This is a genomic window from Rhizobium johnstonii 3841, from assembly GCF_000009265.1.
Lineage (GTDB): Bacteria > Pseudomonadota > Alphaproteobacteria > Rhizobiales > Rhizobiaceae > Rhizobium > Rhizobium acaciae.
Window position 1 is genome coordinate 197,921 of the sequence record NC_008379.1, and the last position, 15,294, is coordinate 213,214.

The 15,294-nt window shown below is 61.4% G+C and carries 14 protein-coding genes and 1 pseudogene; 6 read left to right on the top strand and 9 right to left on the bottom strand.

All coding sequences use genetic code 11. From position 1 onward, the window contains the following. Positions 1 to 201 precede the first annotated feature (201 nt). Positions 202 to 480, top strand: a pseudogene (locus RL_RS26725) (acetamidase); the annotation flags it as partial. 40 nt (positions 481 to 520) lie between these two features. Here the strand turns inward: RL_RS26725 and RL_RS26730 are convergent. Beyond that, positions 521 to 1,423 (bottom strand): proline iminopeptidase-family hydrolase, encoded by a 903-nt coding sequence (locus tag RL_RS26730; protein WP_011649699.1) that lies wholly within the window; start codon positions 1,421 to 1,423, stop codon positions 521 to 523. Positions 1,424 to 1,488: 65 nt separating this feature from the next. Continuing rightward, positions 1,489 to 2,301, bottom strand: coding sequence for a helix-turn-helix transcriptional regulator (locus tag RL_RS26735; RefSeq protein WP_011649700.1), 813 nt, complete (start codon positions 2,299 to 2,301; stop codon positions 1,489 to 1,491). A gap of 130 nt (positions 2,302 to 2,431) precedes the next feature. Between RL_RS26735 and RL_RS26740 the strand changes: the two genes are divergently transcribed. Genes RL_RS26740 through RL_RS26760 form a run of 5 tightly spaced genes read left to right on the top strand, consistent with a single transcriptional unit; the run spans position 2,432 to position 8,400 of the window. Next, positions 2,432 to 3,322 (top strand): proline iminopeptidase-family hydrolase, encoded by an 891-nt coding sequence (locus tag RL_RS26740; protein WP_011649701.1) that lies wholly within the window; start codon positions 2,432 to 2,434, stop codon positions 3,320 to 3,322. Positions 3,323 to 3,373: 51 nt separating this feature from the next. After that, a complete protein-coding gene (locus RL_RS26745; protein ID WP_003549356.1) occupies positions 3,374 to 4,312 on the top strand; it encodes an ABC transporter permease in 939 nt (312 codons plus the stop codon). Further along, positions 4,309 to 5,160 carry an ABC transporter permease gene (locus tag RL_RS26750; protein WP_011649702.1) on the top strand — a complete coding sequence of 284 codons (852 nt, stop codon included), beginning with the start codon at positions 4,309 to 4,311 and terminating at the stop codon, positions 5,158 to 5,160. Before RL_RS26745 ends, RL_RS26750 begins: the two co-directional genes overlap by 4 nt. After that, positions 5,157 to 6,866 carry a dipeptide ABC transporter ATP-binding protein gene (locus RL_RS26755; RefSeq protein WP_011649703.1) on the top strand — a complete coding sequence of 570 codons (1,710 nt, stop codon included), beginning with the start codon at positions 5,157 to 5,159 and terminating at the stop codon, positions 6,864 to 6,866. The genes RL_RS26750 and RL_RS26755 overlap by 4 nt, the downstream gene beginning before the upstream one ends. Positions 6,867 to 6,885: 19 nt before the next feature. Next, the gene (locus RL_RS26760; protein WP_011649704.1) at positions 6,886 to 8,400 is read left to right on the top strand and encodes an ABC transporter substrate-binding protein; all 1,515 of its coding nucleotides are present in this window, start codon (positions 6,886 to 6,888) and stop codon (positions 8,398 to 8,400) included. 85 nt (positions 8,401 to 8,485) lie between these two features. On the opposite strand, the gene yghU is transcribed toward RL_RS26760, so the two are convergent. From yghU to RL_RS26795, 7 genes are all read right to left on the bottom strand, one after another. Continuing rightward, positions 8,486 to 9,361, bottom strand: coding sequence for a glutathione-dependent disulfide-bond oxidoreductase (yghU, locus tag RL_RS26765; protein ID WP_011649705.1), 876 nt, complete (start codon positions 9,359 to 9,361; stop codon positions 8,486 to 8,488). A gap of 155 nt (positions 9,362 to 9,516) precedes the next feature. Beyond that, positions 9,517 to 10,614: an ABC transporter ATP-binding protein gene (locus RL_RS26770; protein ID WP_011649706.1), complete on the bottom strand. Its 1,098-nt coding sequence runs from the start codon at positions 10,612 to 10,614 to the stop codon at positions 9,517 to 9,519. 30 nt (positions 10,615 to 10,644) lie between these two features. Then, positions 10,645 to 11,025 carry a cupin domain-containing protein gene (locus tag RL_RS26775; RefSeq protein WP_011649707.1) on the bottom strand — a complete coding sequence of 127 codons (381 nt, stop codon included), beginning with the start codon at positions 11,023 to 11,025 and terminating at the stop codon, positions 10,645 to 10,647. Between the two features lie 16 nt (positions 11,026 to 11,041). Further along, on the bottom strand, positions 11,042 to 12,133 hold the full coding sequence (locus tag RL_RS26780) for a Gfo/Idh/MocA family protein (RefSeq protein WP_011649708.1): 1,092 nt from the start codon (positions 12,131 to 12,133) through the stop codon (positions 11,042 to 11,044). 2 nt (positions 12,134 to 12,135) lie between these two features. Then, positions 12,136 to 12,963: a carbohydrate ABC transporter permease gene (locus tag RL_RS26785; protein WP_011649709.1), complete on the bottom strand. Its 828-nt coding sequence runs from the start codon at positions 12,961 to 12,963 to the stop codon at positions 12,136 to 12,138. Then, on the bottom strand, positions 12,960 to 13,934 hold the full coding sequence (locus RL_RS26790) for a carbohydrate ABC transporter permease (protein WP_225510657.1): 975 nt from the start codon (positions 13,932 to 13,934) through the stop codon (positions 12,960 to 12,962). The genes RL_RS26785 and RL_RS26790 overlap by 4 nt, the downstream gene beginning before the upstream one ends. Positions 13,935 to 13,966: 32 nt before the next feature. After that, complete coding sequence (locus RL_RS26795; RefSeq protein ID WP_011649711.1) at positions 13,967 to 15,220, bottom strand: ABC transporter substrate-binding protein; 1,254 nt, start codon at positions 15,218 to 15,220, stop codon at positions 13,967 to 13,969. Positions 15,221 to 15,294: the final 74 nt, after the last annotated feature.

Below are 15,294 nucleotides of genomic sequence, written 5' to 3' on the forward strand. Positions count from 1 at the left end.
GATATTGGCATTGCAGGCAATCTCTGATCTAGTCTGCAACTCTCTCCGCCGGGCAGCTCAGCCGCAGGCTCATGACATTCGAAACGAGCGAGAGCCATATTCTCATGACGACTCACCGCTTCATTCCGACGAGCTTTCACAATGTCATCGGCTCTCTTTCGCCGGCCCTGCACATCGCCGACGGCGATACCGTCGTCACCGACGGTGCGGCTGACAGTGGAAAAGAAGGCCGGACTGGTCTGGCCGCGCGGGGAAACGGCCGAAGACATCTTCACCATCGGCAACGCCCGGCCCCTCGATCAGGCGCTTCAGCACGCCACCAGCGAAATGTTGAACTGGCTGGCGGCGGATTATGGCCTGGACAGGACGGCGGCCAGCCATCTGCTCGGCCAGGTGGTGCGTTACGATGTCGGCAACGTCTTTGATCCGGCCTATACGATGGCCTGCCGTGTCGCCAAGAAATGGCTGGTTCGCCGATAGAGAGTCTCGGGACCTGCCGTCCTGGCGTGGACGAGTTTTATCAATCGTGCCGGGACAGGAAACCGGAAACGGTCGCCAGGCAAAGCTGCTTTTCCTCGACATGCGGCATGTGGCTGGAATTTTCGAAGAGCACCCATTCGCAGCCGGGAACGCGTTCGAGATAGGGCCTTACCACCAGGGGCGTCGCCTCGTCGTATTTTCCCGAGATCAGCAGCGTCGGGGCCTCGATGCGGTCGAGCCTGTTCTCGATCGTCCAGTCCTTCATCGTACCGATGACGTGAAATTCCGTCGGGCCGTTCATGTTGCGGTAGACGGTGTTGTCCTCGTCCATGATCGCAAAGGTCCGCGTCACTTCAGGCGGCCACGGCACCACCCGGCAGACATGGCGGTCATAGAAGACGCGCGAGGCGGCGATATATTCCGGATCGGTGAGGCTTCCCGCCAGTTCATGCTTCAGCAGCGTGTCCTGCACCTCTTTCGGCAGTTCCTGCCTCAGCCGGTTCGCCTCCGAAACCCAGGTGTGCATGTTGGCCGGCGAGTTGGCGATGACCAGCGCCTTCAGGCCTTCGGGCCGGCGCACCGCATGTTCGGCGCCGAGCATGCCGCCCCAGGACTGGCCGAGGAAGGCATAACGATCCCGAATCCCGAGATGGGAAAGCAGTGCGTCCAGTTCTTCGAGAAACAGGCCGACCGTCCAGAAATCTGGGCCCTTTTCCGGAAGGCGGGTGGAATTGCCATTGCCGAGCTGGTCGTAATGAATGACCGGGCGGCCGTCGAGGGCGGCGATATCCTTGAAGGAATCGACATAATCATGGGTGCAGCCGGGCCCGCCATGGGCGACGACGAGAGGCAGCTTGCCGCTGTCCAGCGAGCCGGTGATGCGATACCAGGTGCGATAGTCGCGAAAGGGCAAATAGGCTTCGTTGGTCGTGACTTCGCCCACGGGCGTCTCCATCTCTTGGCGTCATGAAAAAAAGCATAACGCGGCGGCGATGGCGAAGGCAGCTATCACAAGTTATAGGGTGGCCAATTGTGGGTCGGCCGGTCTTCGAGCAGGCGGTAATGGGTGGCGCGCACCACGGCCTGGGTGCGGTTGCGGGCGCCGAGTTTCTTTGTCGCGGCATTCAGATGCATCACGACAGTCGGTACGGAGCGGTCGATGATGCGAGAAATTTCCTTGGCGGAGTAGCCTTCCGCCGAATGGCGCAGGCATTCGCGTTCCCGCTCGGTCAGGCGGATCGTGCCGACGCTCTTTGCCCGCGTGTCGAAAAGCGAATAGGCGGTCTCATGGAAAACATGGGCAAGCAGGTTGAAGTCGGCGATATAGCGCAGTGCGTGCCGTTCGAAATCTTTGTTCCGGCCGAAGCGGATGCCGGTGACGGTCGCATAGTCGCCGCGTGGCATATGAACCGGAACGGTGACGCCGGTCGACATATCGCGTTCGCTCAAATAGCGCGTCACCGGCGCGGTGTCTTCGGTCATGAAACGGTTGATCAGCGTGTCGGCGTCCGGGTCGTAGTTCCAGAAGAAGGGTGCGGAGGTGCGTAGCGCCACCTGCTGCACCGGATCGATACGGAAATAGCCGCGATTGAACCAGTAATCGTGCATGTCGTCTGAAATATTCCGCAGCTTCAGCAGCGATGGTATCATGATCGCGCCGTCGAGATCGTAAGGCACCGGCGTATAGTCGTAGATCAGCGCCTCGAAGCCGATCTGCTTCATCGCCTCGAAGGCCTGGTCGATCCGGCCGTCCAGCGTTTCGTGCGCTGTAAACTGCCGTCTGATCGTTCCGATGTCGTCAAGAATGGGGTCGTCAAGCATGGGCTGCTCCCGGGGTTCGGCATTGCGGCCCACCCTATCACTTCTTATAGCTGGCACTGAATGCGGTTTAAGGTAAAAATTTAGCCGTGCCCAAATATTGAGCAAGCGAAATCTTCTGCCGGAGCGATCAATGTGGCGTGAAATACGGCCGGACGAACGATTCGAGATCGATGTCGATGGCCATCGCGTCGTTGCCTATAGTTTCGGGACCGGCAGCGAGACGGTTTTCTGCCTGAACGGCGGGCCGGGTCTGCCCTGCGATTACCTGCGCGAAGCGCATTCCTGCCTGATCGACAAGGGCTATCGTGTCGTCGCCTTCGATCAACTCGGCACCGGCGCCTCCGACCGGCCGGACGATCTCACGCTCTGGACGATCGGCCGCTATGTCGAGGAGACGGAGACGGTGCGCAAGGCACTGGGGCTCGGCAAGGTCCACATGCTCGGCCATTCCTGGGGCGGGTGGCTGGCGATCGAATATGCGCTGACCTATCCCGAGAACCTGAAGACGCTGACCCTCGAGGATACCGTCGCCGACATGCCGCATCTGATCCTGGAACTGGAACGGCTGCGCGCAGCGCTCGGTCCCGAAACCGTGGCGATGATGCAGAAGCACGAGGCGCAGGGCACCTACAATCATCCGGAATATCTCGCCGCCGTCACCATCCTCAATTATCGCCATGTCTGCCGTCTGCCCGAATGGCCGGCGCCGGTGCGCCGCTCGCTCGACGATTGGAACATGGCGCCCTATGAGACGATGCAGGGGCCGAACGAGTTTCTCTATATCGGCAACCTCAAGGACTGGAACCGCATCCCCGATCTGCCGCGGGTAACGCTGCCGGTGCTGATCACGACGGGAGAGCATGACGAGCTGACGCCGGCCTGTGCGCTGAGGATGAAGCTTGCGTTGCCGAATGCCGAGCTGAAGGTATTTGCCAATGCCAGCCACATGCCGTTCTATGAGAACCCGCAGGATTATTATCCGGCGCTTCTCGATTTTCTCGCCCGGCACGAGGCAGGCTGATGCAACAGGAAGCGGACCGAACCCGACGAAGACAAAGGGGCGATCGCCGTCATGCATCGCTATAAATTCGTTCTGACGCGACCGCTGCAGTTCCTGCCCGTCATCTTCGGCATCAGCGTCATCACTTTCATTCTGGTCCGGCTGATCCCCGGCGATCCGGCACGCAACATTCTTGGCACGCGCGCGACGCCGGCAGCACTTGCCAGCATCCGCGCCCAGTACGGGCTCGATCAGCCGATGTGGCTGCAATATGTCTATTTCCTCAAGAACCTCGCCAATGGCGAGATGGGCAAGTCGATCCTCTACAAGATCGACGTGCTGAAGCTGATCGTCACCCGCATCGAGCCGACGCTTGCGCTCGTCGTCTCCAGCGTCGTGCTTTCCGTCCTGATCGCGGTGCCGATGTCGGCGATCGCCGCACGCAATGCCGGCCGGGCGCCGGATCATGCGGTGCGCATTGTCTCGACCTTCGGCATCGGTTTTCCGCCCTTCTGGCTGGGGCTGATGCTGATCATCCTGTTCAGCGTCGAACTCGGCGTGCTGCCGGTTTCGGGCTATGGTGCGACGATCGGCGAAAAGCTGTCGCATCTCGTGCTGCCGAGCCTGACGGTCGCGCTGTCGCTCTCGACCGTGCTGACGCGCAGCCTGCGGGCGGCGATGATCGAGCAGCTGAAATCGGATGTCGCGACGGCGGCGCGTGCCCGCGGCATGCCGGAAGGAATCGTCTTCTGGCGACACGTCCTGCCGAATTCGCTGGTGCCGACGATCAACTTGCTTGCCGTCAACATCGGCTGGCTGATCGGCGGCACGGTGGTGGTCGAGAGCGTCTTTGCGCTGCCCGGAATGGGGCAGCTGCTTGTCAGGGCGATCTTCTCGCGCGACTACATGGTGGTGCAAGGCGTCGCCATGGTCTTTGCCTGCGCCACCGTGCTCATCAACTTCATTGCCGACATCGTCACCGTCGCCGTCGATCCGAGGGTGAAGCTATGAGCATCGAGGCGATCGCCCCCGCTTCCCCCGGCTGGCGCCAGTTCTTCGGCCAGCGGCCGATGCTTGTGCTTAGTGCCGGCCTGCTGCTGTTCTTCGTGCTGCTGGCGATCGGTGCGCCCATCGTCGCGCCTTACGACCCGATCATGCAGAATGCCGAGGTGCGCCTGCAGGCGCCTTCGCTGTTGCATCCCTTCGGCACCGACAATTTCGGCCGCGATATCCTCTCCCGCGTCATCTGGGGCGCGCGCCTCGATCTGCAGATGGCGCTGATCGGCGTCATCTTCCCCTTCCTGATCGGCACGACGGTCGGCACGATCGCCGGCTTCTTCGGCGGGATCGTCGATGCGCTGTTCATGCGTCTTGTCGATATCATCCTCGCCTTCCCCTTCCTGGTGCTGATGCTGTCGATCATCGCGATCCTCGGCCCCGGCCTCGGCAGCTTCTACATCGCCATGGCGCTGGTCGGCTGGGTCTCCTATGCGCGGCTGATCCGGGCGCAGATGCTGGTGCTGAAAGGCAGCGACTACGCCGTTGCCGCCGTCAGCCTCGGCTTCAGCCGCCCGCGCATCATGTTCCGCCACCTGTTGCCGAACGCGATCGCCGGCTCGATCGTCTTTTCGATGTCCGATGCGACGCTGGTGCTGCTCAGCGGCGCTGCCGTCAGCTATCTCGGCCTCGGCGTCCAGCCGCCGATCGCCGAATGGGGCGTCATGGTCGCGGAAGGACAGAGCTTCATCACTACGGCATGGTGGATCACTTTGTTTCCCGGCCTCTCCATCGTCTGCCTGGCCTTCGGTTTCAGCATGCTGGGCGATGCGCTCGGCGAACTGCTGGGGGTGCATGAATGAGCGGCTCCGTGCTGTCCGTCCGTGATCTCACCGTCAGGGCACATGTCGATTCCGGCCCGCGCACGCTGCTCGATGCGGTATCGCTCGACCTCGGCAAGGGCGAGATCCTCGGTCTGGTCGGCGAGAGCGGCTCGGGCAAGAGCCTGTTCTGCCGTTCCCTGGTGCGCCTGCTGCCCTCCTCGCTGCTGAAGATCGAAAGCGGTAGCGTGCTGCTCGAAGGGCGCGACCTCATGCGGATCGACGATGGCGAGATGCTGAAAGTGCGCGGCGGCGAGATCGGCATGATCTTCCAGAACCCGACCAGCCATCTCGACCCTGTCATGCGGATCGGCGATCAGATCGCCGAGGGCATCCGCTACCATCAGGGCTTCAGTGCCCGCGAAGCCCGCACCGCGGCGACGGACATCCTGGCGCAGGTCGGTTTCCCCGATCCGAAACGCCAGTACGATAGCTATCCGCACGAATTTTCCGGCGGCATGCGGCAGCGGGCGATGATCGGCGTGGCGCTGTCCTGTAATCCGAAGATCCTGATCGCCGACGAACCGACGACGGCGCTCGACGTGACCATCCAGGCGCAGATCCTGCGGCTGTTGATCGACATTCGCGACCGGCGCGGCCTGTCGATCATTCTGATCACCCACGATCTTGGTATCGTCGCCCAGACCTGCGACCGCATCGCCGTGCTGCGCGGCGGCAAGCTCATCGAAGAGGGGCCGAAGCGGACGATCCTGGCGCGGCCGCAGCATCCCTATACGATCAACTTGATCAACAGCCACCCTTCCCTGCCGGGCGCGATATCAGCGCCGCTGCTCGAGATTGCCGAGGCCGGCAAACCGGCCAGGCCATTGCTCGAAATCGATGATCTCCACGTGCGCTTCAGAGCGGGCGGCGCCCTGCTCAGGGGCGGTGCCAAGACGGTCAGCGCCGTTGCCGGTGTTAGCCTGCAGATCATGCCGGGCGAGACGGTCGGCATCGTCGGCGAATCCGGCAGCGGCAAGAGCACGCTTGCCCGCGCCGTGCTCGGCCTCACCCCGCTTTCCTCGGGTCACGTCACTTTCGACGGCGTCGATCTGGCGCTGCAGAAAAGCGCTGGCCTGGCAAAGCTCAGGCGCGAGACGGCGATGGTCTTCCAGGACCCCTATAATGCGCTCAATCCGCGGCTGACGATCGGGCAGATGCTGGCCGAGGTGCTGAAGGTGCAGGGCAAGGTCGCCAGGGCCGATATCCCTGTTCGAATCGGCGAACTGCTCGATCTCGTCGGTCTCGAACGCGAATTCGCCGGCCGCAAACCGCGCAGCATGAGCGGCGGCCAGTGCCAGCGCGCCGGCATCGCCCGTGCGCTCGCCGTCGATCCGAAGATGATCATCGCCGACGAATGCGTGGCCGCCCTCGACGTCACCATCCAGGCGCAGATCATCGAGCTCTTCCGCGATCTCACGGCGAAGATGAACCTCACGCTGATCTTCATCGCCCATGATCTCGCAATCGTCCGCAATCTCTGCGAACGCGTCGTCGTGATGTATCGCGGCGAGATCGTCGAGGAAGGTCGCTCCGAAGAGGTCTTCGCGCGGCCGAAGCATCCTTATACGGCGGCGCTGATCGCCGCCATTCCCGACATCGATCCTGACAAGCGGCTGCTGCAAGGCGCCGACGGCAAGGACCATCCGCATTCGATGCCGATTCAATCAATCAAACGCATGCCATAACAACGAAGGGAACGAACTGATGACAAACAGGTGGAAATCTATCGGGCTTGCAGCCCTGCTCGCCGGTCTGACGCTCAGCGCAAGCTATGCCGAGGCCGCCGGAGTGCTCACCATCGGCCGCCGCGAGGATTCGACGACATTCGATCCGATTAAGACCGCGCAGAACATCGACAACTGGGTGTTCTCCAACGTCTACGACGTGCTGATCCGCGTCGACAAGACAGGCACGAAACTGGAGCCGGGCCTTGCCGAAAGCTGGACCACCTCGGATGACGGGCTGACCTACACGTTCAAGATCCGAGACGCGAAATTTTCCGACGGTTCGCCGCTGACGGCGGAAGACGCGGCCTACAGCCTGCTGCGCATCCGCGATGACGCTGCCTCGCTCTGGAGCGATTCCTATAAGGTGATCGACACGGCCGTGGCGACCGACGCGCGCACGCTGACGATCAAGCTCAAGAACCAGTCCGCGCCGTTCCTGTCGACGCTGGCGCTGCCGAATGCCTCGGTCATCTCCAAGAAGGGCATGGAATCGCTGGGCGCCGATGCCTATGGCGAAAAGCCTATCGCATCCGGCGCCTTCGTGGTCGAGGAATGGCGGCGCGGCGACCGCGTCATCTTGAAGAAGAACCCGAATTTCTGGCAGGCGGACCGGGTGAAGCTCGACGGTGTCGAGTGGATCTCGGTGCCTGACGACAATACCCGCATGCTGAACGTTCAGGCCGGCGAGCTGGATACGGCGATCTTCGTACCCTTTTCTCGCGTCGAGGAACTGAAGAAGGACCCGAACCTCAACGTCGATATCGACGCTTCGACCCGCGAGGATCATCTCCTGATCAACCATGCGCATGGCGATCTCGGCAAAAAGGAAGTGCGCCAGGCGCTCGATATGGCGATCGACAAGAAGGCGATCGTCGAGGCCGTCACCTTTGGCCAGGGCACGGTCGCCAACTCTTATATTCCAAAGGGTGCGCTCTATCATTACGCCGATAACCTGCAGCGCCCCTACGACCCTGAGAAGGCCAAGAAGATGCTGGGGGATGCCGGTGTCTCCAACTTGACGCTGAACTATCTCATCCGCGCCGGCGACGAAGTGGACGAGCAGACGGCAGTGCTTGTCCAGCAACAGCTTGCCAAGGCCGGCATCACGGCGAACCTGCAGAAGGTCGATCCAAGCCAGGAATGGGATATGACGGTTGCCGGTGATTACGACATCTCGGTCAACTACTGGACGAACGACATTCTCGATCCGGACCAGAAGACGACTTTCGTTCTCGGTCACGATTCCAATAACAACTATCTGACCAACTACAAAAACGAGGAGGTGAAGGAACTGGTCGCCAAGGCGCGTCTCGAACTCGACCCGAAGAAGCGCGAACAGATGTATGTCGATCTGCAGAAGATGGCCAAGGACGACGTCAACTGGATCGACCTCTATTACAGCCCCTATATCAACGTCTCGCGCAAGAATATCGAGAACTTCTACCAGAACCCGCTCGGCCGCTTCTTCCTGGAAGACACGGTCAAGAACTGAGTTCGGGCAGCATGCAGATGCTCCGTCGCCGGAAAGGCGGCGGAGCATCATTTATTGCTGCGACACGTGGCGGGGGCCTGCTTGCTTACTCGGCGGCCGCGAGCTTGTCCTGCGTCCTGGTGTCGAAGTCGCTGGCGTCGTGGCGCTCGTGCAACTGGCCAGACGGCTCGCCGGAGAGGCGGTTGACCATCCGGCCGCGTTGCACGGCCGGCCTGCTGTGGATGGTGTCGGCCCAGCGCAGCACGTTCTTATAGTCCTCGACCTGCAGAAACTCGGCTGCACCGTAGGTCCAGCCCTTCACCAGCCCGCCATACCAGGGCCAGACGGCAATATCGGCGATCGTATATTCGCTGCCTGCCAGATACTCGCTTTCGGCAAGGCGACGATCGAGCACGTCGAGCTGACGCTTCACCTCCATGGCGAAGCGGTCGATCGCATACTCGATCTTCGTCGGCGCATAGGCGTAGAAATGGCCGAAGCCGCCGCCGAGATAGGGGGCGCTTCCCATCTGCCAGAACAGCCATGACAGGCATTCGGCACGCTCGCTCGGTTCGGTCGGCAGGAAGGCGCCGAATTTTTCAGCGAGATAGGTCAGGATCGCGCCGGATTCGAAGACACGAATCGGCTTTGGCCCGCTACGGTCCATCAATGCCGGTATCTTGGAGTTGGGATTGACTGCGACGAAGCCGCTTCCGAACTGATCGCCATCGCCGATCTTGATCAGCCAGGCGTCATACTCCGCACCTTCATGGCCAAGGGCCAGCAGTTCCTCGAGCATGATGGTGACTTTCTGGCCGTTCGGCGTGCCGAGCGAATAGAGCTGCAACGGATGCCGGCCGATCGGAAGCTCCTTGTCATGCGTCGGTCCCGCGATCGGGCGATTGATGCTGGCGAACTGGCCGCCATTCGCCTTGTTCCAGGTCCAGACCTTCGGGGGTGTATAGTCGGAAGAACCGCTCATCTTTCAAACTCCTGGCATTGATAGGACAGAGCGCGACGCCAGTTAGGCTGCCGCATTTTTCCTGACATAGCAGAGGCGATGAGGTCTTGTCACAGGTGTCGGCGCGGTTTCACGCAATCGTCAGAGCCTTGGCAAAGCTGGAGAAAACAGCCGCGTCAGACATCCGCCTCGGGAAGACGCCTGCCGGTCGCGGCTGAGAACAGATGTCCGCTGGCAGATCGCAAGGCAAAGCGGATACTGTCGCCGGGCTTTACGGCAATGCGCTCGCGAAACAGCATGTTGACGTTTTCGCCGTCGATACGGGCCCCCTCGATCCGGGCAACGACCTGCGTCTCCGCGCCTGTTGGCTCGACGACGATGACCTTTGCCGGCGTTCCGCCCTCATCGGCGATGACGAACTGTTCCGGTCTGATGCCATAGATGAGTTCTTCGCCGGGATCTGCGGAACCAGGACGCAGCGATAGCGGCATGGCGATGCCGCTGTCGGTGCGGAAGATCGAAGGGGCGTCGGCCTGGATGCGGCCCTTGAGCAGGTTCATCGCCGGCGTGCCGATGAAACCGGCGACGAAGGTGGTTGAGGGCCGATCATAGATCTCCAACGGCGTTCCGATCTGCTCGACGATGCCGTCATGCATGACGACGATGCGGTCGGCCATAGTCATCGCCTCGGTCTGGTCATGGGTGACATAAACGGTGGTGATTTTCAGCCGCTGGTGAAGCTCCTTGATCTCGGCGCGCATCGCCACGCGCAGCTTGGCGTCGAGATTGGAAAGCGGTTCGTCGAAGAGGAACACCTTCGGATCACGTACGATCGCACGGCCCATGGCGACGCGTTGACGCTGGCCGCCGGAAAGATGGCGCGGGTGGCGGTCGAGATAAGGCTCCAGCGCAAGGATTTTTGCGGCGGACTGCACCCGGCGGCCGATCTCGTCTCTGGCCGTACCGTGCAGCTTCAGGGAAAAGCCCATATTCTCGGCCACCGTCAGATGCGGATAGAGCGCATAGCTCTGGAACACCATGGCAATGTCGCGCTCCTTCGACGGCAGGTCGTTGACCATGCGGCCGCCGATCGAAAGCCGGCCGCCCGAGATCGTCTCCAGGCCGGCGATCATGCGCAGCAGCGTGGATTTGCCGCAGCCGGACGGTCCAACGAGCACGATGAATTCGCCATCTTCGATTTCGACGTCGACGCCGTGGATGACCGGCAGGTTGCCGTAGGACTTGCGGATGTTGTGAAGCGCAATCGACGCCATGATATTCCCTCCCCCGAGAACAGGATGATTTCAGGCCGCGCCCTCGCCTTCATGATTGACAGCCGTCCTGGCGCCGGATGAAAACATGATCAGGGCGAAGAGCGGTTCGGTGCCGAGCGCGCGCGCCCAGTGACGGACATTGCGGGGAATCCGGATCGCGTCGCCGGCTTCGAGCCGATAGAGCGCATCGCCGAGCTTGTGCTCGCAATCGCCGGAAACGACGTAGAGGATTTCCTCGCAATCGGGGTGCGAATGCAGCTGGTTGCGCTCGCCGGGATTGATGCGGCAGGTGCCGAAGGTCATCTCGGCGCCGGGCGTGCCGTCGCCAGTGATCTTCCAGTTGAGTTCGCCCCAGGTGGTCGGCATGAATTCGCCGCCGGCTTTCCTGAAAATGACATCGGTATCGCTCAAGGCTGTCCCTCCCTTATCAGAGATTGGTGGTGACGCCGGCATCCGTGCGTCTGTAGAATTCGAAGAGCTTCATGATCTCGCGGGCGATTTCGAGCGTGCCCCTTGATATCGGCGTGCCGGAGAGGATCGCATCCGTCAGATGCAGGATTTCGGGCACATAGCCGAGATAAAACAGGTTGTTGTTGTAGAGCTGGCCGAGCGAATGCTCCGGCTCGTAGAACAGCGCCGCATTCTCGTCCGGCTGGATGAAGCTCGCGGCACGGCCATAGGACGGCAGGTCGGCCTTCCGGAAGTAAGTAAGCCGGCTACCGTTTTCGACGATAGCGTTAGCGCCTTCGCCGATGATTTCGACCCGCTCGAAGATGCTGCTGCCGGACTGGCCGGCGGCGAGGTGCAGCGTGCCGATCGCGCCGGAGTGGAAGCGCAGGCTGGTAATGGTCGCTCCCGTCAGCGCTTCCCATTCATAACCAGCGCGTTCAATCTCGCCACCGAGGAAGTGCAGGATCGCTCCCGGATGGTAGATGTGGTCGAGGAAGCTCTGCATCTTGACGAGATCGGCGCGGTCTTCTTGGCCCGGCAGGCTTTGCGGATAGCGGACATTGATCGAGGTGAGCCGGCCGAAACCCGGCGAGCCGATCAGGTCCCTCAGCTTCTCGATGGTCGGGAAGAAGGTCTTCTTGAGACCGGTCATCACCATGCGGCCGGCGGCTGCACTTGCCGCCTGCAGCCTTTCGATATCCTCAAGGCTTGCCGCCGTCGGCTTTTCCATCCAGACGTGCGCGCCCGATGCAAGTGCGTCGAGTGCGAGATCGGTCGCCTGCACCCGGCCGTCAGGATGATAGGCGGTGACGAGAAAGACCAGTTCCGGCTTTTCCTGCTCCAGCATCTCGCGATGATCGGTATAGGCTTTGCCCGCGCCAAAGAGCTTGGCGAATTTTTCAGCACGGCCGATATCGAGATCGCAGATGCCGCTAAGCTCGACCGGCGCATAACGCAGCGCCGGATAGACATTGCGGTAGGCATGGCCGCCGGCGCCGATGAAGCAGGCCCTTATGCGGTGGTCGAATTCGAAATTGTAGCGGATTTCCCGCTGGACATGATGCGACATGGTCAGCCCTTGATTGCCCCCTGCGTCAGCCCCTCGGTGAAGCGGCGCTGCATCAGGATGTAGAGAAGAATGATCGGCAGGAATGAAATGACGGTTCCCGAAAAGACCAGCCTGTAATCGGAAGCGTAGGTACTGGCAAAACGGACCAGCCCGAGTGGCAGTGTCTGTACCTCGGGGCTGATCAGCACGATCAGCGGCAGAAAGAAATCGTTCCAGGTGGAGAGGGCGCTGATGATAACGAGCGCCTGCACCGCCGGCGTGGAGATCGGCAGGAAGACCTTGATGAGGATCTGGAAATGCGAGGCGCCGTCGATCTTGGCGGCCTCGATCAGTTCATCAGGCACGCCGACGAAGAAACTCCGCATCAGGAATATGCCGAAGGGAATGGCGTTGCTGACCTGCACCAGCACGATGCCGGTCAGCGTGTTGACGAGATTGAGCCCAAAGAGCACCTGATAGAGCGGAATGACGATCGCCTGGACCGGCACGGTCAAGCCGAGAATGAAGGCGTAGAACAGCCATTCCCGGCCGGGAAAACGGATCTTGGCGAGCGCATAGCCGGCCGGCGCACAGGTGATCAGCGAAAGAACGACGACGCCGATGAGATTGAGCAGGCTGTTGCCGACAAGATCTCCGAACCCGCCGATCCGCCATGCGTCCAGATAGTTCCGCCACATCAGGTCGGCGGGCCAGGTGAAGGGGTCGGCCTGGCCAATCTCGGCCTCGGTCTTGAAACTCGAGATCACCAGCCAGACGAAGGGGGCAAGGATCAGGATCAGCGCCGGGGTCAGCGCCAGCGCCATCGGCCATTCGCGGTTGCGGACGCTCATTGCGAAATCCTCGCGCGCCAGCGGTTGAAGACGATGGTGATGGTGATCGCAAGCAGGCTGAGCAGAATGCAGAGCACTGCCGCAAGCCCGTGATCCTGGGACTGGAAGGCAAGTCGATAGATGTAGGTAGTGATCAGTTCGCTCTGGTAGAACGGCCCGCCATTGGTCATGACGAAGACCGTGGCGAAGCCCTTCAGCCCGTTGATCATCGCCAGCGAGACGACGAAGGTCGTGACCTCGCGAAGCCCCGGCAGCGTCACGTAGATCAGCTTCTGGAAGGCGTTGGCGCCGTCCACTTCCGCTGCGTCATAGAGCGAGCGGTCGATATTCTGCAGGCCGGCGATGAAGAGCAGCATGTAAAGGCCGAATCCCTGCCAAGAGCTTGCGACATTGACGGAAAAGAGCACCAAGGCGGGATCGGAAAGCCAGCCTTGCGTGAAGGCGCCGAGCCCGACGTGCGTCAGGGCGGTATTCAGCAGGCCGAAGAAGGGATCGTAGATATTGGCCCAGATGACGCCGACTACTGCCAGCGACACCAGATGCGGCAGGAAGAAGGCGGTGCGGAAGAAGACCTGGGTGATTCGCAGCCTGCTGACGGCAAGCGCCAGCAGCAGGCCGAGCCCACCTGCCATCACCACATGATAGGCCAGCCAAAGGAAGGTATGGACGAGGCTCTTCCAGACGATCGGATCATGTGCCGCCTTTGCGTAATTGTCGAAACCGACGAAACTGGCGGAGGTATTGAAGCCGGCGGAACTGTTAAAGCTCAGCCAGAAGGTGGCGGCGATCGGCAGCAGGGTGAAGACGGCATAAAGGGCAAGTGCCGGCGCCATCAGCCACAATGCGGTGCGGGCATCGCCATCTGATGAGCCATCAGATGAGGCAACCCTGGCCGTCCGGCGTTCGGACATACGGGCGGATAGGCCGCCCGTATGTCCCGCCACGGCAGACGCATCCCTGAGAGGAGCCACGACCTTGCTTCCGGGCGTTTCGCGAATGACCACTATTTCGCCTCTGCCATCTTCGCCTGGATCTGCTTCATGCCGTCTTCACCGCCGATCTGGCCGGAGATCAGGCCTTGGATGACCTGGAAGTAGGTGTCGAGCACGGTGCCGGGCAGATAGACGCTCGGATTGTAACCGACGCCGCCGGCGGCAGCGGCGAAGATATCCTTCAGTACAGGGGTTGGTGGCTCAACGCCCGGGATTTCGCGCGGATAGATCATCGTGCTTGCCGGATCCTGCGCGCGTTTCTTCATCACCGCATCCGACAGCATGAAGTCGATCCATTTCACCGCGAGTTCCGGCTGCCTGGAATTGACCGGCACCAGCCAGCTCCAGCCGACACCGCCGGTCGGCATCGCCGCACCATTGATGTCGGAAGGCATAGGCACGTAACCGGCGTTAGTGAGGTCATAGCCTGCCTTACGGGCATTGGCGGTGAACCACGGGCCGGCAACGAACATGGCCGCGCGCTTGTTGAACCAGAGGCGTGAAGCGCCATCGAGATCCAGGCCTGCCATTTCCTTCTTGATGTAGCCCGCCTCGACCAGCTTCTGCAACCGGATGGCGCCGGCGGCGACCGAGGGATCGTCCCAGGCGATCTCGCGGCGCAGCGCCTTGCCAATCACTTCCTTGCCGCTCGCAGATTGCAGCAGATTGCCGAAGAGGTGGCCGGCGCTGCCCGTCGTGCGAGGACCGATGGCGATCGGCTGCAGGCCGGTCTCATGGATCGATTTCATCAGCGCTTCGAATTCGGTCCAGGTCGCCGGGATCTTCCAGCCGGCCTTTTCGAAAATATCCTTGTGATACCAGATGCCAAGCGCATCGAGACCGTCGGGAACTTCGTAGATCTCGCCGCCGAACTGGCCCCTCAGCTCAGTGTAGAGCCAGGGATAGATCTCATCTTTCCAGCCGCGCTTTTCATATTGCTCGGTGAGCGGCATGACCTGCTTGGCATTCCTGACGACGCTGATGCGGCCGATGCCGGAATTGGTGAGGATCACGTCAGGGCCGGCATCCGACTGGATTGCCGCCTGCACCGCGCCGTTGCTGATCGTCCCTGTCGGCGGCATGAACTCGACAGTCACGCCGGGGTTGGCCTTTTCGAAATCGGCCTTGATGCCGTTCCACAGCTGCGCGACCAGCGGTTCGGTGATCTGCTCCGGACCCCACATCTTCAGGGTTTCGGCATGCGCCGGCGAACTTATGGCGATCATCGCCACTAGCGCCGTGCTGCGGGCAAGAAATTTCAGCATTGCTCCCTCCTCCCGGGCCGCTCCGCGGCCACGTTTTTCCATTGTTGAAAAAGGAGACCTCCCTCTCCTTCATT